The sequence below is a fragment of the Shewanella sp. ENK2 genome (assembly GCF_043568515.1).
Taxonomy (GTDB): Bacteria; Pseudomonadota; Gammaproteobacteria; order Enterobacterales; family Shewanellaceae; genus Shewanella; species Shewanella japonica.
The window spans coordinates 3,225,381-3,251,460 of the sequence record NZ_CP171406.1; the positions used below are offsets into that span (position 1 = coordinate 3,225,381).

The following is a 26,080-nucleotide window of genomic DNA, read 5'->3' on the forward strand; positions in this document are numbered from 1 at the left end:
GATAGGGCAATTATAATGTTGAAGTGATCGATTTGACTAATTTTTCCTGCAGTTCAGCTTGCTCCAATTCAGTTAATTGAGCGCCATGTTGATTAGATAAGGCAAATACATTATCCGCACGTTCGCCCACAGTACTAATTGCAGCTGAATGAATGTTGAGATCGAGTGCTCTAAAGGCACTGGCAATTTGCCCCATAAATTCATGGGTTTCTAATGCCAGTACATGCACTAGTGTGCGGTCGGCCTTCTTAGAATGTATAAACTCAATCGTGGGTTTATTATCAAAGTTTTTGGTATGGCGAGAAGGTCGAGTTTTAGGCGGTGACATATTGTCATCGAGTACCTGACGTAATTTTTTAATGACTTGTTTACGGCGTTGGGCACTAAAAATAGGTTTGCCATCAAAATCGAGCACTTTAAATGCTTCAACAACATATCCGTCTTTGGTTTTAGATATTTGAGCTTGGTTTACGGAAATTTTTAGTGTCGACAGTGTGTTAAATAATGAAATAAATAATCCAGGTCTGTCTTTAGTGTAAACAAAAACATCACTACAGCCTTTAACGCTACTGTCATCAAGTATGATGAGTGAGTGATCATCAGGATGATTTTCTTGTTCGTGGCTTAGAATACCTAGGCTGTATTTAGCGATTTCACTTGGAATTGCATTACTAAAGAATGATAACGGCAACCGTTTCCACAAGGTATTTATTTCATTAAGTTGAGCTTCACTAGGACTAATAATACCTAAAGCATCTTGTTTGTGCTCTCTGACGAGGGTTCTTAATTGCAACACATTTTCTAAACCATTTCTGAGCGCTTTTCGCGTTGCAAAATAGAGGTCGGTAAGTAAGCTTGCTTTCCAGTCATTCCATAAATCGTCATTGGTTGCTTGAATATCTGCAACTGTGAGGCAATATAGTGCATCAAGTTTTGTGATACTACCAACTGATTTTGCAAAGGTTTTAACCACTTCTGGGTCGTGTATATCCATTCGTTGAGACGTAATAGACATTAATAAATGTTGCTCAACTAACCAGCTGATTAATTGCTGTTGTGAGTTTTTTAACCCGTGAAACTTTGCGAATAGTTTGGCATCTACTGCGCCAAGCTCACTATGATCGCCGCCACGACCTTTTGCTAAGTCATGGAATAACGCTGCAAATAATATGGATTCTTTTGCTTGAAAACGTTCAAAAATATCAGCAGCCAGTTTTTGATCTGCTGGCACTTCATCTTGAGTTAAGCCATATATTTTTTTCAGTAGTTTATGAGTATGCTCATCTACTGTATATGCATGGAATAAATCAAACTGCATTTGACCTACGACTTCACGCCATTGAGGTAAGTAGGAGGCTAAAATACCGTGCTGATGCATTAAGGTTATTGCCAGACCCATTCCATGAGGGTGCTTAAATAAGCTAACAAATAACTCTCGGCAAACCTGATAATCTTGCAAATCACCCATTAATCTTCGTCGGACTTGGCGCAATAGTCGTAATGTTTCTGGGGTGATACCCGTTACTTGCTCATGGTAAATGGCAATAAAGGTAAACATCGACATGATTTGGGTACGATCAATAAAAACGTCTTGGTTTTGAGCGTGAATTTGCCCATTATAAATTTGGAAGTTTTCATTTATCTCAATTATCACAGGTGTTTTTTGTGGCACAATTTCACGTTCGAAATAAGCCATTAACATTAGATTTAGCTCACGAATACGTTTCATGGCTCTAAATAATTGACGCATCATTTTTTCAATGGCGATATTACCGCTATCGCCAAAACCTTGCAGACGTGCAACTTCAGCTTGGTGCTGGAGTAATAATCGATTTTCAGAGCGGTTAGAGGCCTGATGCAAAGCAAAACGGACACGCCAGATGAAGTTTTGACACTCCATAAACTCAGCGTATTCATCGTCAGTTAAAAATTTAAGTCGGCGTAGATCTTTTAAACCATCAATAGAGAAATGCTTACGAGCAATCCAGGTAATGGTTTGGATATCCCTCATGCCACCGGGACTGTTCTTTAAATTTGGCTCAATATTAAATGCGGTGCCTTGCGCCTTATTGTGACGCACTTTTTGTTCATTATATTTAGCATCAAAAAATGCTTCACTTGACCAAATCGTTTCGCCATAAAGCTTACTCAGAACTTGGTGTTGGTGATTCTCGTGGCCACAAATATGTCTAATTTCTAGCAGTGTTGTCGCAATAGTGACATCTTCAGCGCAGGCTTTAAAAGTATCATCAAGTCGTCTTACTGCATGGCCCAAATCTAACCCTAAATCCCATAATTGAGTTAAAAAATGGCTTAAGGAGTTTGCGTCATGTGTTGATAAGTCACTGTCATGGATAATGCAAATATCAATATCAGAAAAAGGGTGAAGTGTTTTACGCCCATAACCACCCACTGCATTTAAGGAAATGGTGCTGGTTTCAAACGAGGTAGCTTGCCAAAGGTGATTTAGTAAAATGTCGAAAAACTGCGCTCGATGCTGCAGTATTTCTGCGATAGAACAACTATTTATTTGTTGTTCTAACCAGGTATCAAACTCAGTAATGGATTGTTTTAGGTCTACAATGCTCATTTCTGGCTGTAAAATCGGATAAGCTGGTTGCAAAGACATGTTACTCCTTTATTGTTTTGCCTTTAAACAGGGTATTCGATTTGGTTTGTTAACTCAAACGAAGTAACTAAATGAATCGGAATAAGTTAATTCTTTTAATTAGTTAATTGAGAATAAATTATAAAATGCGAAGTAAGCGAAGTCGGTTAGATCAATTTTTTGCTCAAAAGCTGCAAATTTCTAAGAAAGCTGTCAGGCAGTTATTGCTTGATAATCGCATTGAAGTGGATGGTGAAATTTGTAAGTCTGTCGATTTACAAATTGATGAATTTACTCATATACGCTTTGATGGTGAATGGTTACAACATCATGCTCGGCAATACTATATGTTAAATAAGCCTGATGGTGTCGTCAGCGCAACTAAAGACCGTATCCATCCCACTGCTTTGTCATTACTTGACAATATCGATCTGGATTTGATGCATATTGCAGGTCGGCTAGATTTACATTCGACTGGATTACTATTAATTACCAACGACAGCCGTTGGTCTGAAATGCTGATGGCACCTGATACTAAGGTTAATAAGCAATACTTGGTGACGTTAGCAAACCCACTAGATGAAAGCTATATTGCTGGTTTTTTACAGGGGATGCATTTTGGATATGAAGATATAGTCACCAAGCCAGCAAAATTAGAAATTCTATCGACTTTTCAAGCTAGGGTGACTTTACAAGAAGGTAAGTATCATCAAATAAAGCGAATGTTTGGGCGCTTTAGAAATCCGGTTTTGGCATTACATCGTGAGTCGATAGGCAGTATCAAATTAGATACTCAACTCGAGTGTGGAAAATTTCGTCATTTAACTGAGGAAGAGATTTTAATGAAATAATTTAGATAGATATGAGCAGATTCAAGCTTAATAAGTCTGCACTGGATCAATATACTTTGTAAATATTAGTGCTAATGTTTTGGCTTGATGAAATTTAAACAGGCAATAACATGGATATAAAAGCACTAAAAAAATTAGCGAACTTGATGTATTCAGTTTATTGGTTTTCAAAATTATCTATGAAACGGGGTTTGCCAATCTTGCTGCAAAAGAGCTTGGCGTTTCAGCGCCTAAAATTAGCCGCTGCCTCACAGCACTTAGGCTGACCTTTGACGACGAGTTGTTTTATCGTCGCCAGCAAGGTTTAAAACCTACCGCGTTAGCTGAACACCTTTATCAACCCATCTGTGAATTTTGTGAATCTGCCTCAAATATAGAAAGAATTGTTTGTGCAGGGAATAAAACCAATTCTTCTAAAGTCCTCAATATTGCTGTCACTCCTATCATTATTAATTCGCTGGCTTTGTCTTTAGGCCGTGAAGAGGTGATGGATAAATTGGGTAAAGTGAGGCTTCATTTATGGAACGAATACTCAGAAGAGAAAATTCATCAAGGTGATATCGACCTCGGAATTAATTTTGGCGGGGCATGTGTGACTGAATTAGAGTCTCAAGTTATTGGTATTTCTACTTCTACTTCTATTGCTGCTCGGCGAAATCACCCTATTTGGAACAGCGGTTATATTGATTTAGAAGAAATTAGCAACTATCCGTTTTTGATACTTGAAGGAAAGGGGTTTAATGACAAATTAGATCCGTTTGAAATCTATTGTCGTCAATCGGGTATCGAACCCCCAAGCATCAGCCGAGTGACTTCAGTTTCAGAGTGGTTTTGTCATCTATTGACGATGAGAAGCTTCAGTTTTATGTCGACTGCTGAATCCAAAGTGTTGGGTAGCTTAGACGATTTACGTGTAGAAAAGCTCCCCGCTTTTGAAAGACAAAAATTGGTGGGTAAATGTTTATCCCCTGAGTACAACATTATTGAACGTTCATCGCCTTATAGACGTTACTGTGAAAATAGCAGAGAAATTATATTGGACTCAGTGAAGTATTTGATCAGTTTGTAACGCATAGCATCTCGAAAAAAACGCCTAAAATGAAGCCGAAAGGCTTCTTTTTTATCCTTCAAAATAAGTCTGGTTTTTGAATTTGTTTATCGTGTTTAAATAAGTTTATTTCTACTCAGACGATAGTACCTATTACCCATCATTTTGTTACTTTGTTTTCCTCCCAGTTTTGCTGATTATAAAATTGTAAATATCATAAATTGAACTCAAACTATCAAATAAAAGCAATAAGTTATGTGAGTTTTATATAGCGAAATTGCTAAGATCGAATTGTGCAATTTTTAGCTAAGAATCTTTAAATTTCAATCACAATTACCACACAAGTTTAATACATATTACAGGCTGTCTTTTATATTGGAATCACTGCCACGGCAGAGTCAAATACCTAAAATAAAGGGATACGATAATGAGAACTTATAAGAGAACAATACTCGCAACAGCGTTGATGGCTGTTATCGGGTTAGTGGGATGCAGTGATGGTGAAGATGGCCAAGATGGGGCTCCGGGTGAGCCAGGGGCACCTGGTGAACCGGGTACACCTGCGGGTAATGTTGTTTCTACAGTAGAATCTGCAGCAGACTTTATATTAACGCTTGCACCAGAAGATATCGTTGTAGTTGGGAGCGAAGAGTTTTCTGTTAAATTTACTGCCACAGGTAAAAATTCAGCAGGTGAATCTTTACCTTTTACTGGTTTAGAGCAAGTGGCTATTTATGTGGCTAACCAAACGGAAAATATGACTGATACCGGTGCACCTCTTGTTTGGGAAAGTAATGGTTTAGCAAATGATTTTAGTTACAGCATGTACTGTACGCCTACGGGCAAAGCAGATTCATGGGGAACAGAGGTAGATGCCTGTACTCTCGTTGAAGATGAAGCCAACCCTGGTACATATACCGGGACTTGGGAGCATGATGGTAATGCGCCTATTGTCTTAGAAAATGGCGATGCTAATAGTCTTCATCGTGTCATGGTTCGAACTTATAATATTGTCGATAGTTCTGGCACATCGGTTTCAGATAAACTGCTTTCTACCCCAATTGACTTTATTCCTGCGACTAATGAAATCGCAATTTCAGAGAAAGACTCCGTTTCAAATGCGGCATGTATTAAATGTCACGGCCAGTTAGATGGTTATGAAGATACTGATTCACGTATCGCTGATCTTAGCGCGCACCATAATTATCAAAAAGTAGAAAACTGTGTGTCTTGTCATAACCCTTCTTATCCAGTGACGGATGAAGAAGCGGAAGCCTTAGGTTATAACCTTAACTTTAATGCCATGATCCACACCATTCACGCTGGTCATCATATTGATAATCTAGAAGGTGCAGCTAAAGAGATGTTCTCTGAAATTGCCTTCCCTGCAGAGTTGAATGAATGTACAACCTGTCACGACAACGGTACTCAGTGGAATGACAATGTTTATGCAGAAGCCTGTGTGTCTTGCCATACCAATGTTGATTTTGAAACTGGTGAAGGTCACTTAGGAATTGTGCCTGAAAGTGATGCTTCATGTTCAGGTTGTCATGGTGCGGGCAGTTTAAGCCCTATGCAAGCACATGGTGTTGGCGGCAGAGATGAGTTAGCTGATAAGTTTATTATTGATATTCAATCAGTAGAAGTAGAAGCTTCAGTAACTGCTGGGATGTCTACGTTAGTCGTTACGTCAGAAGTGAGCATGAACGGCTCCTTACTTGATGCTACAACCTATGCGTCAATCACAGATTATATGACTAATGCAGGTCGTGGTTTATTAATTGGCACGTTAGATGCGGATACAGGCGCTGTGTCACATGGCTACGGTGCCGATGGTGGATTTAAAATGGACTTCGTTGGTGGCGTGATGAGTTCTGATGGCGTAGTCGTTAACGAAGCTGAATTTGCGACTGATTTATTAGTTGGTCCAATTTACGCAACGGCTGAAGTGCAATTATGCGGCTCAGGAAGTGAAATTGTCGAGTGTACCCAAGATGATGATGGCAATATTGTTGAAATGGGCGTGGCGAATCTGGCTGAGACTAAGTACTTTAACCTAACGCCTGATGCAGATATTGTTGAGATGCGTATCACTGATGCAGATCGTACTTCAATTAGTGAAGCTAAGTGTAATGATTGTCATGGTAACTTAACGCATATTAAAAGCACTCACGGTGTCACTGAGTTCACACAATGTGCTTATTGTCATAGCGAAAACTTAGGTGGTTCTCCTACTTATCACCCTACAGCATCGTATAAAACTGACGAAGTAGATGCTGATGGCAATGCAATATGGGATGTCGTTGAAGGTTTATCTTTTGCTAACCGAGACCTCGTTACTGTTGCTCATAGATTCCATGCTGGCTACTGGGATGGCGAACCAGCTGTATACCGTGATTCTGAAGGCAATCTTAATGGGTACTCTGCAATGTTAAATAACTGTCAAGCTTGCCATAAAGAAGATAGCACCGTATTTGCTGCAGATGGTGGATTAACATCAGGTAAACGCTCAGTCGAAACTGATGCTGGTTTCATCTCGCCAATCTCTGAAGCTTGTCGTAGTTGTCATGTGAGTGCCTCTGCATTAGCTCACTTCAAGAGTAATGGCGCTTATGTACAGGATGAACCTGGTTCAGTGGTTGATTTACCGATTGAGTCTTGTTCAACGTGTCATGCCGAAGGTAAAACCTATGGTGTTGACGTGATGCATAGTGGAACAAGTCATTAAAGATTTTTCGGTTTATTAGCATGCTAAAAAGGTTACGATAACTTTTTGTGATTAGCATAATGATTAAAGGAGCCTTAGGGCTCCTTTTTATGTTTTATTGCTTAGAAAAGGGTTAATAATGCTATCGCGAATTCAAATAGTTCAGAGTGAAGAGTTTAACGTGTAGCGTCATGAAGTATGACCTTGAATTTTTACACTACTTTAATAACATTTACCCCATAAAAAAGCTGACATCATAGTCAGCTTTTTACTATTTACATGCAGAGTTTGGTATTAGCTTTGTTGTAATTTGTACAACCATTTACCGTAAAGGAAAATACCTACTGCTGAAATAGTGCCGATGGCAGCGATGATATACCACGCCATACCAATGTTATGGGTGTTATACAGCAAGGTTGTGAGTTCTTGAGCAGGTTCACCTGTGAAAGTCACTAATGTACTAAAGGCTTCACCTTGCGGAATAGCGCCAATTGTAGCAGCATCCATGCCTCGCTCAGCAAGGAGTTGTAGTGAGAATACTTCTTTTGATGCGTACATTTCATATAACTTAGGGCCAAAGTAGCCTTCAAGAGTCCAGCCAATCCCTTGCGGTAACATCACAAAACCTAAGTACATCGCTTTTTTGCCTTCAGGGGCAATATTACCCATGAACTCGTTTTTCTTCGGGCTAATCATCATTTCACCGAAAGAGAACATAGCAATGGCTAGTACAATCATCCATGCCGCATTAGTTGCACCTATAAATACAAATGCGAGGATACTCAGCAAACAACCACCTAGCATTGCTGTGGTAATACGGTATTTAGCAGTAAGCGCAGCCACCAAAAAACAACTGGTCATAATCATACCGGCATTGAGGTTAAGCATGCCTTCTGGCATGACCTTAGTGCCTGTGTTATCTAGGCCTAACCAGAATTGGAAAAAACCATTAGATGTGCCGTCGGGGCCAAATAGCGAGGTCACAATCACACTGGTATCGACCCATTCTGCAATATGAATAGGCAATACATCAAATAAGGCATTGAACAAGAACCAGAAACCAGCAAACACTAGCATGTAGTAAATCACCACTGGTTTTTTAAGCTCGTTTAAGGCATCACGCCATAGCGCTTCTTGTTTAATTTCACCAGATTTAATTTTACGATTTCGCTCAAGGCGTTCTTCTTTTCCTGGCTCTTTATAAGCTAATAGAAATAAAAAGTTTAACGAGATAATGGCAGCACAGGCATAAAACACATTATCCCAAGATAATTGGCGCATATGCACAGCAACTAGCGGACCTAAGAATCCACCAATATTAACAACTTGGTAGAATATACCCCAAGCCATTGAGGTGTTTTGTCTGCCAGTGGATAGCACTAAGGTACCTTGAATACCCGGTTTAAAAATACCTGTACCCGCCGCCAGCAAAATGGCACCAAAGAGGAAACCATAAAAGCTTGGGAAGAAAGCCATGACAAGATAGCCAGCGATTTTAATTATCGTGGAGGCAAAAATGGTTTCTTTGTAACCAACGCGATCTGATATGCCGCCCGTAAAGACAGGTATGAAGGTTTGCATGAAGGCCCAAATTGCGATGATCACACCATAATCGCTAAGGCTAATACCTAAGCCACCTTCAGAGGTGGGGGCTTTTGCATAAAGACCAGCACTGGCCTTTACACCGTAGTATGCGATACGTTCAACCAGCTCCATGCCGCCGACGATCCAAAAAATATAACTCAAGCTGGCAATCGATGCCCACATCCCAAGTTGTTTTACTTCACTGAGGTCGTTACCTGAGTGTGAATTTTCACTCATATCTCACCTTTTATTATGATTATTATTAACATTAAGCTGGCAGACACTTTACCTAATTTGAAACAAAATACAAAAGAACTGTGATAAAAATTGCGCTTTATATTGAATGTTAAATCTTTGAGGGGAAGATTGGCGTCATGCGAGGGTTACACAATTGAAATATGGACTGATTATTGCGCAGGTTGCTGCTTTTTTAATTATGGATAACCGTTCTTCAAATTATTTTTTAACCACTTAGGCATGATTTGTTATGAAGTAAAAAAGCGGTAACAGCCAATCCATGGCTAATGAAGCGGCAGCTGGGTGTTAGAAATACCATCTAGTGGCTAATTGCCACTGCTGCTCTAGCATCTCTTTGGGTAAACCTTGTTCAACTCTGGCATCACGAGTCGCGTCTATACGGTTATACTCAGCTTGGATAAACCAGCTTTTTTGTAAACGATATTGATACGACAAGGTGAGGGCATTGCCTTGTTCATTATTGTTATCGTCGAACGTGGCATCATTGTCTGATACCTCAAAATCTTCTGCTCGAATAGTCAGGCGATGTTTATCCCAACGTTTAGTTAATAAAACAAAGGCGGCTTGATAGTCATTATTAACCACATCTACAGCTTCTGGTGACTGCATCAACGTGCTGCCATACATGATTTGGCTGATGAGTTCGATTTGGTAGGGTAAACGCCATTTGACACCAGCATGAGTAAACTTTGTCAGCCAAGCATATTGGCCATTCTTAAAGACGAGAGTATTGGCATTGTTATCATAATAACCTAATGACACTTCGCCATTTCCTTTAAATCGCCATTGACCATGTACGTGATAACCAAAACGATCATCTAGTTCGATAAAAGGATCTGATTCATCGGCCTGATCATCTAAACTGCCTCCTGCTAAGCTGGGCATATTACTTAATGGCAAGGATTCATGGAGTAAGGTTTGACGGGAGCTGAGTGTCCAACCATGCCAAGCGAGTATGGCGCCAGCGGTATCATTATATTGGAATAAAGCTGCAGATAAGGCTAAGTCATGTTTTGAGTTATGCAATTTTCCTAAGCGCTCAAGGGTGAGTTCTGCACCAAGATGGCGAAACTCCTCACCTAACCAGCTGTTTATCGCCGAATAGCTTAATGTATAAGGGGAAGACCAAGCCGTGGCGATATTTTCCAGAGAAAAATCAGGGTACATTAAGCCTAATCGACCTTTTAACCTAAGGCCATTTTGCCAGGGCAAACTGCGATAATTTAAAAATGCTTCGGTAATACCAATATCATTACGGGTATTATCAAGATAACCATTGGCTGTCACATGTGCTGAAAATGCGTTTTCCCAATCCACTTTATAGGTCAGGCCAACTTGGGAAAGTGATAATTGAGTGCCGTCATCAAAGCGAAATTTTCCTAAACCACCATCGACATAAGATTCAGTGCCATCTGTGTAACTGGCTCTTACATCAATCAGGCCTGAAAAGTGATGTTCTGCAGCAGTGGCTGAATGACAAGCTAAACATAAAATACAAATCCATTTTCCTGTTCTTTTCCAATATTTCATCCGCGTACCTTATTGATTTATTTATAACGGATTAGTGACGTGTTAACGGTAATTTGATTGTGATAACCATTGGGTTAACTTTTCGGCATCAACGGGTTTTGACAAGTAAAAGCCTTGGCCCATTTCACAGCCTCGCTGGGTTAACCATTTCAGAGAACCTTCATCTTCAATGCCTTCAGCAACCACTTTTAAACCTAGGTTATGGGCAAGCTGCAAGGTTGAACTGACAATAATTTTATCGTCTTCGCTGCTCATCAAGTTTTGCACAAATGACTTGTCAATTTTTAGCTCATCCACGGGAAGTTGTTTTAGCTGGGCTAAAGAGGAGTAGCCTGTACCGTAATCATCAATTGATAGCTTAAGCCCATGCTGCTTGAGCTCTGTAAGTTGCTTGATGGCATGTTCAGGGTCGGCAACAACGGCATCCTCGGTGATCTCCAGTGTTAATGCTTCGATAGGCACTTTCTTATCTTTAATCATTTGCAAAATATGCTGGCAAAATTGATCATCCTTTAAATTCTCAGCTGAAATATTGATTGCTATGGACAGCTCAACTCCTTGTTGTTGCCATAGTAGGTATTGGTCTAGCGCTTGATTGATTACCCAGTTCGTTAGAGCATTCATTTGTCCCATTTTTTCAGCGATAGGAATAAAGCTATCTGGCGGGATCATGCCTCTTATCGGATGTTGCCAACGAACCAATGCCTCTACATGGGTCACTTTATTGAGCTTGAGGTTCAGCTTAGGTTGGTAAAATAACACTAGCTCATCTTGCTCAATTGCCGGTTTTAGGTCGTTGACTAATTGCAGTCTGTCTACGGTATTAACATCAATTTGCTGGTGGTAAATCTGTAAATGCTGACGGTGTTTCTTTGCATACTGTAAGGCGGTGTCGGCTTGGCGTAATAGTGTTTCGAGATCACTTGGGTAATAAACAAAACTGATGCCGATAGTGGTTTGTAAATGCAACGAAATGTCTTGATAGCAGTAATTGGCTTCAACAGTTTGTTGGACATGATTAATTAATGCGGTAAGTGATTTTTGCTCTGTGTGCTCAATAGCAAGGACAAATTCATCGCCGTTAATACGGCAGACGAGATCTATTTCATCAAAGCTTGCTAATCGACGGCCAACTTCTGTGATCACCATATCGCCAACAACATGACCTAACGTACCGTTGATTTCAGTCATACGACGAATATTAATCAGGCATATTGCTAATGGAGATTTGCTTTCGAACCAACTCGAGGTGATGCGGATTAACTCGTTTTTATTACCTAGATTGGTCAGTGGGTCATGATAGGCTTGAAAGGCGATTTTGTTTTCACGGCTTAATATGGCTTGTTGCATGGCAGTGATTTCTTCAGCGAGTTCTTTCATTTCTGCACTGTTGCCAACTTCTACCTTTGAATTGTAATTACCTTTTGCAATAAATCGAGCTTGTTTTATCAATAATGTAAGTGGCTTAGTGACACCTCGAGCAATAATGTAGGCCACAAATAGTGACATCGGCAACATTAATAAAATCAATAATAATTGTTGAAACCAATGATCTTGTGCTGATTCAAGCGCAGCATTGCGACTCAAATACATAAAGGCATGTAGTTGAACATTATCTTGGCTATCACGCTTAACCTCACCTAAATCTGATTGCCATAAAATGTATTCATCATTGGTTTGATCGTGTTCAATAAAGTCACTGATGACTTGATGGTCTTCGTGGGTGAATCTGGTATTGGAGAGGCTAATTAATTGGTTACTTTTTTCAGATGTGAGCAAAAATCCTGTGTTCAAGCCGGTTTGCTCCGATAACGAATGCGTTAACTCGTCGCCAATAATAAAGCCAAAGCCCACCCAGCCAATAATGTTTGCTGCGCCACTGGTTAATGGTGAAAACCTTAACTGATAAACATGCTCGCCAAGAGGGTATATGGGGCTATTGGTTTCAAATTCTGTTGCGAGCGGGAATCTAAATGGCTGACCTTGCTCTGGTCCAACATTAACTTTGCCTTTGTTAGGTCCTTTTGCTGTCGTTAACAGCTCGCCAATCACATTCCCTTGATGATCAACTGCAATAGCTAAGTCTGCATTGATGCGTTTTCGATGATTATTTAATGCCACCAAAAAACTGCGGCTGTCACCATCAATAAAAATATCTTTAAGACCAAAGTCTTTTGCAGCCGTTTCGGCAAAAGCGGATAAATAGTAATTTCGGTTGTCATATTCTGACTTAAATACCAACTCAGCTACTGACAGTTGGTTTTCTAACTGCTGTTTTTCTAAACGTTTATTCGAATAGTAATTAATGGCAAAAGAAATAGCTTGAACAGCTATTAATAACACCATGAAAAAGATGAATATTCGAGTTTGAATACTATTGAACGTATTTCGCATTAATATCCATCCAGAAAGTCAAAGTCATCCAAACTTTGTTGAGTTGGGATGTCGTCCATTGATGCAGTTATTTGTATGGTTAATGCCTCTGCTAAAGGCGTTATTATCGTCTGGCTAAATTGATTGTTATCTGCCCGTAATTGCGGGTGCCAAACAACGAGTTGATATTCAGAATCAGGTAGCTCATCGAATGTGACGTTACCATTTGAATCAGTCACGCCGTAATAAGGAGTATCGACCACCAACACATGTCCGCTCATCCAGTCATGGATGTTACACCCCATTGAAATGTGGCCTGCTTGATCAAATAACATATCTTGTTGAGTGCTATCTTTGCGTAGTTTAAACGAAAAGCGTTTGGGGCCTGATGCCGAATAAATGTGGTGAGTAATATCATCATCATTAACAAATTTGAGTTGGTAACCTTGTTGAATAACCGTGATATATGGGCTGAACTGTTTGTTTTCTTGATGTATTTCAATTGGAGGCTGAGTTGATTCAGGGGCTATCTTTTTTGCTGAAGAGGGAGAGGTAGGAGTGAGATATACCACCATATTTGCCATAGGAGTATGGTTACTGTTGACGAGACTAAATTGTTGACTCATGACGGGCCAACTTAGGGTAGCGCAGCACAAGATGCCCACCGTTATCAAGGACTTTACTGCTATGACTGTGTTCACTCTGACCTCTAGTATCACGTTGGTTGATTAATTAACCTGTTGATAAAAGTGTTGCCTTTTATTAAGCACACTATGACTGAGTATAATAAGAACGAAGTTAAGCTTATAATATTTCACAAAATAAAGATATTTTCATAACAAAAAATGGAATCAAAAACATGTTTTGATTCCATTTTTATTGTTATAGCTAAAGTGGTGCTTAGTGTGTCGCTTTAAGCTGTACTAATTAATTGCTTAAGCCAAGGCATGATTAACCACAGCACTTTTTGTATTTTTTGCCACTGCCACAGCTGCAAGGATCGTTGCGGTTAATTTTTGCTTCGGCTGTTACTGCGGTAGGCTTATTGATAATGCCCTCTAGCTCAATAATATTTTCAGGGTTATTTTCATCAACAGTCATGTTCGCAAACAGGTTTTTGTCATCTAGTATTTGCTGTACTTGCGCAGCTCTTTCTGCGGTTTGAACTGACAAGGTTAGTGGCTTAACTTTAGTGCCAAGCTTAGCCTGACGTTTAGTATTGTAACCACTTTCGCCATAGGCAGGTTTAGGCGTTTGACGGCCTTTGAAGAAAAATTTGTCTGACATAATCGTACCTGCCCATCTTATAAATATGAAAAATTGAATCTTTATATTGATTGACTTTTATAACGTGCAAGCTTGTTGGTTTTGATATTTGCAAACAAAGTGCTTGGTTAAGAAAGTTGAAAAATATTCTAGAGGCGATGCTTATACAGGAAATCAGAGCAATTGACTAGAAACACTTGCCAATATGCGAGTATTGTTTAGCACTTACAATAAAGACCTGTGAAAGAAAGAGCCATTGCGTTGTTTTGTCGGTTAGTGATAATTCACTTCAATGGTGTATGACAATTGCTGTTGCCCAACATTTTCATCGTTAAGCACATCCACTTTGCCACCGACATTGATAATTGTTGCTGTTTCAGATAAAGCAAATGATTGCTGCTGATTGCCATTGGGCAGAATAGGGGTAAATAATACGTTGGACGTGGAAGTTGGGTAAACCCTCACGTTAATGGAAGACTCGCCATTACCTTGAATTTTAAATTGACCGAGCTGATTATCGGAAGTGAGGCAGCCGTTACCCTGACGGTTAAATTGATCTAACTGGCAATTAACGTTGGCTTGGTTGTATATCATTCCAAGATCCATTGGTCGAATTTGCTCAATAGACACAGGGGTCACTAAGTTAAAATGGGCTTGTGAAACGGCAACCACCAACATAAAGAGTGACATGCTTTACTTGTTTCCACATCAATAAATCCATAATTTATTCTAGTTGTTGCTGAATAAATGCGCACTTATTTATCTTGTTTTGGTTTAACGAGAAATGGTTTGTGTGGCGAGGGTCACATATTCACCTGGCTTCAGTTCGATTGGTGTGGCTTGGCGTTGTTTATTGATTTCAATTTGATAGCGACCGGGTACCAGTTGCTCAAAGATAAACACTCCATCGTACTCTACTCGGGCATGATATTGATTATCAGCGTCATCAATTAACGTCACCAGCACACCTTTTGCCGCAACCCCATCATCATAAAATATCTCGCCATCTAGCTCTGCAGTAAATAACACAGGAAATAGCACTTCTGCTACATTCCCTGGATGAGCGTTTACTAATAAAATGCTGTTTTGAGGCAGTAAAAATGGGTCTGGTAGTGATTGCTCATTTAGCACAAGGCGATGTGGTCTTGAAGTTTGTATGTGGGTAATTAATAACTGGCCGCGCTCATCCGTTGCGCTATCAGCTTGACTATGGCCTGAAAAACGTAGACCACTGAGTGGCAATTCATCTTCATCAAATAGGCCGTTGTTGTTGTCATCTTGAAAAGCGATAATTTTTATACTTCCAGTATTTAAATGGCTAACTCTGTCGAGTAACCAAGTGTTATCGGGTGCAATTAATAGCGCAGAACTACTCCACTTAAATTGTGCAAACCAATCACCTTCAGAGTCATTTTCTAATGTCAGCCTTAAGGTACTGGTATCTAAAAAATAAGATAAAGAGTTTCTCACCGTGACTTCTGCTAATGCCGTTGGTTGGTAACGAACTTCAAACTGATAGTTACTTTGCTCGCTTAAAGACGTACTGGCATTAGACACTAACTGAGTGAGTTCTGTTGTGGGCAGCAGTGCAATATCAGCATAGCTACGTAAGTACCAGTCGGAGACTCGACCTGAAAGAGCTAATCGATTGGCCCAACGTTGTGTATCGGCAATGTTTTGCCAACTTAACTCGTTACTCAATGCTAGGTGCTGAAACTGGCCTGCTACAGTTGCTCCAAGGTAAATACTGTCTGTACCAAAGTTTTGTTCTTGCCATGAGCCATTGAGCCCCCAGCTCATATTCGTGTGGTCTAGGTTGCCATTCACATTAATATTGGCCAGTTGTTTTACTTGGTTATTTGGATTTTCCCATGATTCAAAGTCTTGGTAGTGTGCCCATTCAGCTTGCCAGTCAATTAGGCTATTACTTCCTTGGGCAATAATGTTAGCTGCTGTTCCAGTTTCATTTCCTGTGAGATTAAGTTGCCAGACGCTGTTGTCCGTTAACATACTGAAAGTCAAAGAAGGGTTGAACAGCCATTTGTTATCACTAACCTGTTGCTCAATTAAGGCAATACCAGCCGAGAAGTTATCAGATACCGCCCAGTTCGCACTCGCATAAACTTGTTTTAAATCATCTTGCTCTCGTTGCATCACGCCAAAGTTCATTCCGAAGCTGTCGGCTTGCATTAAAGAAGGGTCGAGCAGTTTACTAAAGGACTCTGTTCGTGTTTCACCATTTGGCCCAAATAAACGTAATTGGTATTGGTTAGTTCCAATATAATAGGGCACTTGTTCAAAGCGATATTGTCCATTGTCACCAACACGTTGGACACTGATTAAACCGCCATTTCGGTATAATTCAACATCCCACCCTGGCTCTAACTCACCTTCAACGACAATGTATCTAATGTCATCTGAAAATGCGTCACCAGCATTAAGAATGAGACCTTCACCAGAGCTGGCGCCTGAAACCAACGCCAAATTATGGGAGTCGATACTGCCAAGTCGATAGTATTTAACCCAAGTGTCGGCCATTGCTTTTTCTATATAGGCGTTAAATGTTTCGCCGTATTCCGACCAAGAGTAACCAGCATAGGCACTATGTCCGAGTAAATCAGTCCTTGCTTGGATAAACCCATCAACATTCGGTTGTTGGGTTTCTATTTGTTTACGTTGTGAGACGCCGACATCTGCATGTAACGCCAAATCGCCAATCGTGGCATACTCGCTAGTTACTTGACGCATTCTTTGTTGGTCATTGGCATTTTTTTGATGATTAAATTGCTGGTGGCGCTTTTGCCTATCAAGCAACTGACTTAGTGGAATTAAGGTATTTTCATTCACCGCAAGTAACTGACGAGCATGATCAAAGTGAATTTCTAATCCCAGTATTTGCTCTACCACCTCAATATCGACATAGATGTCCCAATCATCAAAATAGACGTCAGTTGAGGTTTGATTACAATCACTATTTTGCGCAGTAAATTGCATGAGGTGTTGGCTTATATCGACAGTGTTTTCCGTGGTCAAATACCAGCCGCTCACGCTTAATGGTTGCATGTTAACTTGTAACGGTAGCATCAAATTATCGGCTAAAAATTGTATTGGCAGGTAAAGGGTTGCTTTATCTTGATAGATAAAAATCTCATCGCTTAGCTGCTCAGAACCATAATTAAACTGCCCGACAAGAAATTGCTCTTCATTTGCTGCAGAGCTTGTGTAACTTCGAGTCAGTCGTCGAGAACAATTCGCTAATGCTATTTCAGGATTATTTGCTGTTGAGGCTACAGTCACTGGCGAGGTAGCTTGAATGAGCTTTGGCGCGTCAGATAGTGTCGCTTGTTGGCTAGTTTTTTGACTAGATTGTTGACTAAGTTCTTGATTAGGACGCTGGTTGCTAAGGCCATTAATGGGGGCAGAGTCAATTGTTGATGTTGTCTTAGAAGAGACTGTTTCAGGCTTAATGTTAACTTTTTCTTGCTTTCAGAGTTCACTATGGCGGGGTTGACTAACGCTGAAGTAGAAGCTGAAGTTAATACTGTTGATGTAAGTGCTATCGGCTTTGATGTGATAGTTAACTCAGGTTCTGGCGTAGTTGTTATTGATTCTGACGCCATTTTTTTTGATTTGGTTTGACGTTGAAATGAAGTGCTTTGCTGTAATGATGAGCCCGTTTTCGTTAACGAGTCATTGACGGTAGCTTCTTTGTCAGGGATTTCCCTTTCTTTATGTTGGGATTGGTTGTTTGAGGCGGCGAGATTGAGATTGGCAATAAAATCAATTGAATCGGTTCTCCAGGGCGTTGATGATTCAAGCCCTGGATTGATTGTTTCTATGTATAGCAATAATAAACAAATACAAAAAGTATATTTTGCTATACGGTTGATATGCCGAAAAAGCATAATCTGCCGAGATAAAGTAGGTGTTTTTCAGTCACACTGTCCTTATAATTTGATCACTGATTCGATTGTTTTAGCCTCGAATAAAGTGTCATTTTCAACATATCTAATCAGTAGATCCGTCCCAGGTTTTACTGCTTGGTTAAGTGTTATAGCAAATCGACGTTGATCGTTTTCAGTATAGATGGATGCATTTTTTAAACTGCCAACTAATTGATGAGATGCACTGTCATACACTTCAATATCACCGTAACTGCTACGTTGACCGCTGCGGCCGATATCAACAATTAGTTGTTGCTGATTATCTGGGCTTGCTAGCAATTCTCCGTTCACTGTTAATTCTGCGATTAAATCACCGACTCTCATGATCACCGGAATGGCAATACGTAAATAGGCTGTGACTGATAAGTTCATCGTGTCATTGGATTCGGTGGTGTCTGAAACTGTGGTCGGGGCTAAAGGGATTTGATGAAAAACGATGTAGCTTCGGTATTCACCAGCTTTGATGTCTTTTGGCGGACGCACAGCAAGCCTTACTCTTGCACCTTGCTCAGGGGATAAACTGACTCGTCGAGGAGAGTAACGGGTGAAACTGACAAGTGAAGTTGGACTTGTTTTAGGCTCTAAAGTTAAAAACTCGTCATTGGAGAGTAACTGTTTGTCTTCAAGGTAAATTTCGTAGCGAGCGGTGTCGCTGCTTTTATTAACTAATGAAAAAACGGCGCTTTTGTTGCGCTGGTTGTCAAGTTCGACACGGGTTGGTGTCACGAGTAAGTTTGCGCTCACACTAGGTATAAGACTTAACACCAAAGTGGTTATAAGTAGTAAGTTTTTCATATTGTTGCCCAGCTAAATTTTGATGCATTAAATGCAAATTTATTAATTATTATTGTTAGCTTACTTCGAGCTTATTTTAATTTTGTTTGTTAGTGGGGTGAATATAATCCCGCAACCACGTTGCGGGATTCATCAATGTTACTGGTGATGTAAGCAATATAGGTTAGGGTAAATTGCTTAAATCAGATAACAGGTTTAGTAAACCACTGAAAGAGTGTAAGACAGTGCGTGAGTCCCTTCAGTTGCTGAAGCTGCAACGATATCAAGTGTACCAGCAACATCAACGTCTAACGTATTACCAGAGACAGTACCCGTTGCACTAGCAAGAGTTGGGGTAAACGTAACGCCAGAAACAGACGTATCAGGACCAGATACTGAAAGGTTTACTGTTCCGTCAGCGGCAGCCACATTGAACACACCAGTACGTGCAGCATTACCACCAGCAACACATGCAGCTCCAGAAGTTGTATCTGAGTAATCAAGAGCACACTGGCCATCAGCAGCGATAGATACATCACCAAATTCCATTTGGGTCGTTTCAGATACAGTGATTGGGTAGATTAAGTTGAAGTTAGCAGTACCTGTTTCGTCTGCGGCACCCACTTGAGTAGAAAGAAATAGTGTAGAGGCGATAACAGATGATAGTAGTATTTTTTTAGTCATTTTATTGTTCCCAGGTGTAATATTATAATTTTAATAGCCCATAATTTTTATGTGGATATTTGTCGCTTTTAAACAAGGACTTAATCAATGGGCAAAGTCAAAATAGCAGTATTGAAATAATTTGCAACACTTTGGTTACAATTGTGTCTTGCATTTCTTTATATAGCGAAGAGTTATAAGTTATTGCTAAAGTTTAATTTAAAATACTAGCTACAAAGTATTAGATTTCAAACTAGCGTTTAACTCTATGAAAATTAGAATAATATCGGCTATGAAAGATCTTATTTATTAGTTGAGTAGTTTAGTTGGTTTTGTGATGCTGTTGATATAACGGTATTTTTTGTTTGTTTTTTGGTCAGCTAACAAGGTTTCATCTAGACGATCTTTTGATTTAAAAATGTACAATATTGATCTTAGGCTGAGAGTTTTACAGAATTCAACGAAAAATTGAGTAGACTGAACTCGTCAACATTGTCTGACTTTCTTAAATGAGTTTGTTGATTTTTTGTAACATTATTGAGATGATGCGAGAAAATATTGATAAGACTATTTGATACAAAATGTTTTTATAGACTTAATTTAGCTTTTATTTTCTTAAGGTTTATTAATTACATTTTTGTTTTTAAAATAACTTAAAATCAATGACTAATAAAAATAATAATAAAATTGGGTGGTCAGCGGTATGCCGACTTGTATTGACTCTTCCAGATATCTCCAGCTCATAAAGTTGACCTTGTTCACTGCGTTAAGTGTGCTGTGTTGTTCTTCAGCCTTCGCACAAATTGTTATTACAGAAATTCAGCCTATTAAATTTCCTACGGTGTTACAAAATAGTGGAACAAGTTCTACTGTGGTAGTGAACTGGAAAGGCGGGATTGGTAATTCAACCAATGCGACGTTGCTTGATGATGATTATTATCAAGGGCGCTATTTTATTACTTCTGATACTAGCGATCCCATAACGATTAATTTTATTAGTTTGAATAATGAGCCGCTAATCCAAATAAAAAACATTAAAATTCGCTATAAAAATACCACTTATAAAACGTTTCCTGCAATGGGGTTAGACAATCCTGGTGTCGATGGAGAGTACATCGAAATAGGCGCTAAGGTTGTGGCGAATAAAAAATCTAGCCAAGGGGCTAAATATCCGCAATATACCTTAAGCGTCAATGAGCAATAAGTTTCCCCATCTAGCATCTAAGATCGGCAGCCGTTCACAAATAGGGCTTTGACTGTGCAAGTCAATTTAGACATAGAAGAAATAAAAAAGGCCATCAACTTTTGTTGATGGCCTTTTTCGTATTACTGAGGTTAACTTTCTAGTTTAGCCAGTTCAGCTTTTTGTTCGGTTAGCTTTTCAATATCTCGTTGGTATTCCGCTTGTTTAGCACGCTCTTTTTCAATCACGGCTGCAGGTGCTTTAGCGACAAACCCTTGATTCGATAACTTGCCTTCAATACGTTTGAACTCGCCAGCTGCTTTTCAAGTAGCTTGTCGATACGAGCCACTTCTTTAGCAACATCAATTAATCCAGCCATTGGAATTAACAACTCCATATCGCCTACAAGCTGTGTTGTCGACATTGGCGCTGTTTCTCCGTCGGCAAGAATAGTCATAGATTCAAGCTTAGCTAGGGTATTGAAGAAGGTTTGGTTTGCTTCTAGACGTGCTTTGTCTTGTTCACTCACGCCGCGTAGTAGGGCGTTAAGTGGCTTAGAAGGAGCAATGTTAAGTTCTGCACGAATATTACGTACAGCCGTAATCACTTGCTTAACCCACTCAAGATCTTCCATCGCTTGAGAGTCTACTTTAGTGGCATCAAATTCAGGGAATTCAGCCAACATTAACGTCTCTCCCTCAACTCCTGCTAGCGGTTTAATGCGCTGCCAGATAGTTTCGGTGAGATAAGGCATCATTGGGTGCATTAAACGCTGCATTTGTTCTAGTACAGTGACTAGAGTATGACGTGTACCACGAAGCTGTGCTTCGCTGCCGCTTTGCATTACAGGCTTCGTTAGCTCTAAGTACCAGTCACAGAACTGATTCCAAGTGAACTCATAAATAGTGTTAGCGGCTAAGTCAAAGCGGTAGTTTGCCATATGCTCATCATAAGCTTTTACCGTTTGATTGAACAAACCGATAATCCAGCGATCAGCAAGAGACAACTCCATCGCACCTGGCTTGCCATCAACGAGCAGTTGACCGCAATCTAACGCTTCACCGATAGCATCATCATCAGCGCCTTCAGCTTGTACTTCGGTGTTCATTAGAACGTAGCGTGAAGCATTCCAGATTTTGTTACAGAAACTGCGGTAACCGTCTAGGCGTTTCATGTCCCAGTTGATGTCACGTCCTGTTGAAGCCATTGACGCTAAAGTGAAACGTAGCGCATCAGTACCATGTGCTTCGATACCGTCTGCAAACTCTTTGCGCGTGCTTTTTTCAATTTTAGCTGCAAGTTTAGGCTGCATCATGTTGCCAGTACGCTTAGTCACAAGTGACTCAAGGTCAATACCGTCAATCATGTCTAATGGGTCAAGTACATTACCTTTAGACTTCGACATTTTGTTACCCGCTTCATCACGGATAAGACCTGTCACATACACAGTCTTGAACGGGACTTGCGGTTTGCCATTTTCATCTTTAATGAAATGCATGGTCATCATGATCATACGGGCAACCCAGAAGAAAATAATATCAAAGCCTGTAACCAACACATCTGTTGGGTGGAAAGCTTTTAATTCTTCGGTGTTTTTTGGCCAACCTAATGTTGAGAATGTCCATAACGCAGAGCTAAACCATGTGTCTAACACATCGTTATCTTGGCGTAAGACAATAGACTCATCTAAGTTATGCTTTGCACGAACTTCAGCTTCGTCACGACCTACATAGACTTTACCTGCTTCGTCGTACCAAGCAGGGATACGATGTCCCCACCAAAGTTGGCGAGAGATACACCAGTCTTGAATATCGCGCATCCAAGAGTTGTACATGTTCTCGTATTGTTGTGGTACGAACTTGATGTCACCGTTATCTACGGCTTCCATCGCAGTTTTCGCCATAGGTGCAACTGATACATACCATTGGTCGGTCAGTAATGGCTCGATTACCACACCTGAACGATCGCCATAAGGCACTTTCAATCCGTGAGGGTCGATTTTGCCAAGTAAACCTAATGTTTCGAACTCTTCAACAATGGCTTTACGGGCGGCAAAACGTTCAAGACCGGCATAGCGTTCAGGCAAGCTGTTATCAAGTTCATTATTTGCTGTACCATCTGTATTGACGACTTCTGCAGCACTGCGGATTTCAGCATTGATGGTTAATATGTTGAACATTGGCAGGGCATGACGTTTACCAACTTCGTAATCGTTAAAGTCATGTGCGGGTGTGATTTTTACACAACCTGTACCAAATTCCATGTCGACATAATCGTCAGCTACGATAGGAATAAGACGGTTTACGATTGGCAATAAAATGAACTTACCAATCAGTGATTGATAACGTTCATCGTCAGGGTGAACTGCAACAGCACTATCACCTAACATGGTTTCAGGACGTGTGGTGGCGACTTCTAAATAGTCTTTACCATCAGCAGTTAATGCGCCATCAGCAAGCGGGTAGCGGAAATGCCACATGCTACCTTGCTTTTCTTTGTTTTCAACTTCAAGATCAGAAATTGCAGTGTGCAGTTTTGGATCCCAATTTACTAAGCGTTTACCACGGTAAATCAACTCATCATCGTATAGACGTACAAACACTTCTTGTACGGCTTCAGACATGCCTTCATCCATGGTAAAACGTTCACGGTCCCAATCAACTGATGCGCCTAAACGACGTAGCTGTTTAGTAATAGTACCGCCAGATTCATTTTTCCAATCCCAAATGCGTTCAATAAAGTTATCGCGGCCTAAGTCGTGGCGGCCTAATCCTTCTTCTGCAAAGACTTTACGTTCAACCAGCATTTGAGTTGCAATACCGGCATGGTCAGTACCCACTTGCCAAAGGGTATTTTTACCCTTCATGCGTTGGTAACGAGTCAAGGTATCCATGATGGTATCTTGGAATGCATGACCCATGTGCAAACTACCCGTCACATTCGGTGGCGGGATCATGATGCAATAGTTACCTTTTGACTCATCGCCATGTGGTTTGAAGTAGCCTTGCTCTTCCCAGTTTTGGTAAAGAGATTGCTCAATTGACTGCGGATTATATGTTTTTTCCATGGGATTTTTGTTTTCTCAATCTAAATTAATAGTTGGTATTGTTAACGAATCAACTGACTTAAACGCCAGTGAACTCAGTTGTTGTGAGTTCAATGCCTAATTGCTTATATTCGCGATAGCGAGCACGTGCAATTTGTTTAAGCGCATCATCATTAGCAACAAAATCGATAATATGCGGAAAGTTAACCGCAAATGATGGCACTTGATCTGCGAGGTTAATGAGTAAATGGCGGCTTTTATTCGCGCCTAATTTATCAAAACCAATTTCCACAGGTGAACCGGTTACCGGTCCTTCCCCTTTTAAATTGTGGGGAACAAATGCCGTTGGCTCAAATTGCCAAAGTAATTCGTCAATGGCGTATGCCTGCTGCTTGTCTTGGCAATGAATATAAATTAATTGCTGCTGACGATAATGCTTTTCTGCTAATTGGCAGGCGCTTAAAAATACACTTTCGATTGCACTTGGCTGTGTATTGATGGCGGGCATTAAGTAAAACAGAGTCTTTGGCATGCTTTTACTATATTTGACGAAGTAAAGACGGATTTTACACTAAAAGCAACTCGTGGGGCTAGGGCGGACAGCGGTTAAATTAACATTTAGATGTGATTAGTTTTAAATCATTTATAAATAAAAAAGGTGAAGAATGATTTCTTCACCTTTTTTCATAAAACGCATTGTCTAACTTGGATAATAAGGTTTATTCGCCTTGATCAACACCAGCTCTGTTAATTAAGAACTGACTTAATAATGGCACAGGGCGACCTGTAGAACCTTTATTTGCGCCGCTGTTCCAAGCTGTACCAGCCACATCGATATGTGCCCAGTTATATTTCTTAGTGAAACGAGATAAGAAACATGCTGCAGTAATAGACCCTGCTGGACGACCACCTAAGTTAGTCATGTCAGCAAATGGGCTCTCAAGCATTTCTTGATACTCATCCCAAATCGGCATACGCCATGCTCGGTCACCTGATTGCTCACCCGCATTTAATAGTTCGTGAGCTAACGGGTTATGCGAAGAGAATAAACCAGAGGCATGTTTACCTAAGGCAATCACACAAGCGCCAGTTAGTGTTGCGGTATCGATAACCAATTCAGGATCGTAACGTTCAACATAAGTCAGTACATCACAAAGCACTAAGCGTCCTTCTGCATCAGTATTTAATACTTCGACAGTTTGGCCTGACATAGTGGTTAAAATGTCACCTGGACGGTAAGCATCACCTGATGGCATGTTTTCACAGCCAGCAAGAATACCAATAACGTTTATAGGTAAATTCATTTCACATAAGGCTTTCATTGCGCCAATAACACCTGCTGCGCCGCCCATGTCATATTTCATCTCATCCATGCCATCACCTGGTTTTAATGAGATGCCGCCTGAGTCAAACGTCAGGCCTTTACCAATGAGGACAATTGGCTTTTCTGTTTCATCAACAGCGCCTTTGTACTCCATGATTGTCATAATGGATTCATTGGCACTGGCACGGCCAACTGCTAGGTATGAGTTCATGCCTAGCTTAGCCATTTGCTCTTCACCGACAGTCGTTACTGTCAGGTTTTGGTGAACTTCACCAATCTGACGAGCTTGAGATGCAAGGTAAGCAGGATTACAGATATTAGGTGGCATATTGGCAACGTCACGACATAAATCCATACCTGATGCGACAGCCATTCCATGATCGATTGCACGTTCACCAATCGTTAGTTCACGACGTGTCGGTACATTAAACACCATTTTACGTAATGGACGACGAGTTTCGCCTTTACGTGTTTTTAAGGTGTCAAAACTGTATAAGCTGTTATAAGTCGTCTCAACGGCTTGGCGAACTTTCCAGTACGTATCGCGACCTTTAACGTGCAATTCAGTCAAGAAGCAAACCGCTTCCATCGAACCTGTTTCGTTTAAAGTATTGATGGTTTTGGTGATGATTTGTTTGTATTGGCGCTCATCAAGTTCACGCTCTTTACCACAACCAACCAATAAAACGCGCTCACTTAGCACATTCGGAACATGATGTAATAACAACATCTGTCCTGGCTTGCCTTCTAAATCACCGCGTCGAAGTAGGTTACTGATGTAACCTTCACTGATTTTATCCAATTGCTCCGCGATACCAGATAAACGACGTGGTTCGTATACACCGACAACGATACAAGCTGAACGTTGCTTCTCGGGGCTGCCGCTCTTTACGCTAAACTCCATGAGCACTCCTAGATTAT

17 protein-coding genes and 1 pseudogene are annotated in these 26,080 nt (G+C 40.4%); 5 read left to right on the top strand and 13 right to left on the bottom strand.

Annotated elements, in window-relative coordinates; all coding sequences use genetic code 11:
• Positions 1 to 10: 10 nt before the first annotated feature.
• Positions 11 to 2,629 carry a [protein-PII] uridylyltransferase gene (glnD, locus tag ACGEDC_RS14155; protein ID WP_394493992.1) on the bottom strand — a complete coding sequence of 873 codons (2,619 nt, stop codon included), beginning with the start codon at positions 2,627 to 2,629 and terminating at the stop codon, positions 11 to 13.
• Positions 2,630 to 2,754: 125 nt separating this feature from the next.
• Here glnD and ACGEDC_RS14160 point away from each other — a divergent pair, with 125 nt between their 5' ends.
• The 3 genes from ACGEDC_RS14160 to ACGEDC_RS14170 all read left to right on the top strand — a co-directional run bounded on the left by ACGEDC_RS14160 (position 2,755) and on the right by ACGEDC_RS14170 (position 7,235).
• Positions 2,755 to 3,459, top strand: coding sequence for a 16S rRNA pseudouridine(516) synthase (locus ACGEDC_RS14160; protein ID WP_394493994.1), 705 nt, complete (start codon positions 2,755 to 2,757; stop codon positions 3,457 to 3,459).
• Between the two features lie 160 nt (positions 3,460 to 3,619).
• The gene (locus ACGEDC_RS14165; protein ID WP_394493996.1) at positions 3,620 to 4,528 is read left to right on the top strand and encodes a LysR family transcriptional regulator; all 909 of its coding nucleotides are present in this window, start codon (positions 3,620 to 3,622) and stop codon (positions 4,526 to 4,528) included.
• Positions 4,529 to 4,934: 406 nt separating this feature from the next.
• Positions 4,935 to 7,235 (top strand): OmcA/MtrC family decaheme c-type cytochrome, encoded by a 2,301-nt coding sequence (locus ACGEDC_RS14170; protein ID WP_394493998.1) that lies wholly within the window; start codon positions 4,935 to 4,937, stop codon positions 7,233 to 7,235.
• A gap of 273 nt (positions 7,236 to 7,508) precedes the next feature.
• On the opposite strand, the gene ACGEDC_RS14175 is transcribed toward ACGEDC_RS14170, so the two are convergent.
• The 7 genes from ACGEDC_RS14175 to ACGEDC_RS14205 all read right to left on the bottom strand — a co-directional run bounded on the left by ACGEDC_RS14175 (position 7,509) and on the right by ACGEDC_RS14205 (position 17,522).
• Positions 7,509 to 9,035: an MFS transporter gene (locus ACGEDC_RS14175; RefSeq protein WP_055024296.1), complete on the bottom strand. Its 1,527-nt coding sequence runs from the start codon at positions 9,033 to 9,035 to the stop codon at positions 7,509 to 7,511.
• A gap of 306 nt (positions 9,036 to 9,341) precedes the next feature.
• Positions 9,342 to 10,586: a hypothetical protein gene (locus ACGEDC_RS14180; RefSeq protein ID WP_394494001.1), complete on the bottom strand. Its 1,245-nt coding sequence runs from the start codon at positions 10,584 to 10,586 to the stop codon at positions 9,342 to 9,344.
• 42 nt (positions 10,587 to 10,628) lie between these two features.
• Positions 10,629 to 12,980, bottom strand: a complete 2,352-nt coding sequence (locus ACGEDC_RS14185; protein WP_394494003.1) for an EAL domain-containing protein — start codon at positions 12,978 to 12,980, stop codon at positions 10,629 to 10,631.
• Complete coding sequence (locus ACGEDC_RS14190; RefSeq protein WP_394494005.1) at positions 12,980 to 13,585, bottom strand: hypothetical protein; 606 nt, start codon at positions 13,583 to 13,585, stop codon at positions 12,980 to 12,982. The genes ACGEDC_RS14185 and ACGEDC_RS14190 overlap by 1 nt, the downstream gene beginning before the upstream one ends.
• Positions 13,586 to 13,910: 325 nt before the next feature.
• Positions 13,911 to 14,246, bottom strand: coding sequence for a PBPRA1643 family SWIM/SEC-C metal-binding motif protein (locus ACGEDC_RS14195; RefSeq protein ID WP_192022295.1), 336 nt, complete (start codon positions 14,244 to 14,246; stop codon positions 13,911 to 13,913).
• A gap of 252 nt (positions 14,247 to 14,498) precedes the next feature.
• Positions 14,499 to 14,915 (bottom strand): hypothetical protein, encoded by a 417-nt coding sequence (locus tag ACGEDC_RS14200; RefSeq protein WP_055024292.1) that lies wholly within the window; start codon positions 14,913 to 14,915, stop codon positions 14,499 to 14,501.
• Between the two features lie 84 nt (positions 14,916 to 14,999).
• A complete protein-coding gene (locus tag ACGEDC_RS14205) occupies positions 15,000 to 17,522 on the bottom strand; it encodes a carboxypeptidase-like regulatory domain-containing protein (protein ID WP_394494008.1) in 2,523 nt (840 codons plus the stop codon).
• Positions 17,523 to 17,723: 201 nt separating this feature from the next.
• Here ACGEDC_RS14205 and ACGEDC_RS14210 point away from each other — a divergent pair, with 201 nt between their 5' ends.
• A complete protein-coding gene (locus ACGEDC_RS14210; protein WP_394494010.1) occupies positions 17,724 to 17,864 on the top strand; it encodes a hypothetical protein in 141 nt (46 codons plus the stop codon).
• A gap of 308 nt (positions 17,865 to 18,172) precedes the next feature.
• Here the strand turns inward: ACGEDC_RS14210 and ACGEDC_RS14215 are convergent, their stop codons facing one another.
• Both ACGEDC_RS14215 and ACGEDC_RS14220 read right to left on the bottom strand, forming a co-directional pair.
• Complete coding sequence (locus tag ACGEDC_RS14215) at positions 18,173 to 18,964, bottom strand: hypothetical protein (protein ID WP_394494012.1); 792 nt, start codon at positions 18,962 to 18,964, stop codon at positions 18,173 to 18,175.
• Between the two features lie 195 nt (positions 18,965 to 19,159).
• Entirely contained in the window at positions 19,160 to 19,627 is a 468-nt protein-coding gene (locus ACGEDC_RS14220; RefSeq protein ID WP_055024289.1) for a hypothetical protein, read from the bottom strand.
• 682 nt (positions 19,628 to 20,309) lie between these two features.
• On the opposite strand from ACGEDC_RS14220, the gene ACGEDC_RS14225 reads away from it, so the two are divergent.
• Positions 20,310 to 20,810 carry a hypothetical protein gene (locus tag ACGEDC_RS14225; protein WP_394494014.1) on the top strand — a complete coding sequence of 167 codons (501 nt, stop codon included), beginning with the start codon at positions 20,310 to 20,312 and terminating at the stop codon, positions 20,808 to 20,810.
• 131 nt (positions 20,811 to 20,941) lie between these two features.
• On the opposite strand, the pseudogene ACGEDC_RS14230 reads toward ACGEDC_RS14225, so the two are convergent.
• The 3 genes and pseudogenes from ACGEDC_RS14230 to pepA all read right to left on the bottom strand — a co-directional run bounded on the left by ACGEDC_RS14230 (position 20,942) and on the right by pepA (position 26,063).
• Positions 20,942 to 23,856: pseudogene (locus ACGEDC_RS14230) on the bottom strand (valine--tRNA ligase).
• 58 nt (positions 23,857 to 23,914) lie between these two features.
• Entirely contained in the window at positions 23,915 to 24,367 is a 453-nt protein-coding gene (locus ACGEDC_RS14235) for a DNA polymerase III subunit chi (RefSeq protein ID WP_055024286.1), read from the bottom strand.
• 187 nt (positions 24,368 to 24,554) lie between these two features.
• On the bottom strand, positions 24,555 to 26,063 hold the full coding sequence (gene pepA, locus ACGEDC_RS14240; protein WP_055024285.1) for a leucyl aminopeptidase: 1,509 nt from the start codon (positions 26,061 to 26,063) through the stop codon (positions 24,555 to 24,557).
• Positions 26,064 to 26,080: the final 17 nt, after the last annotated feature.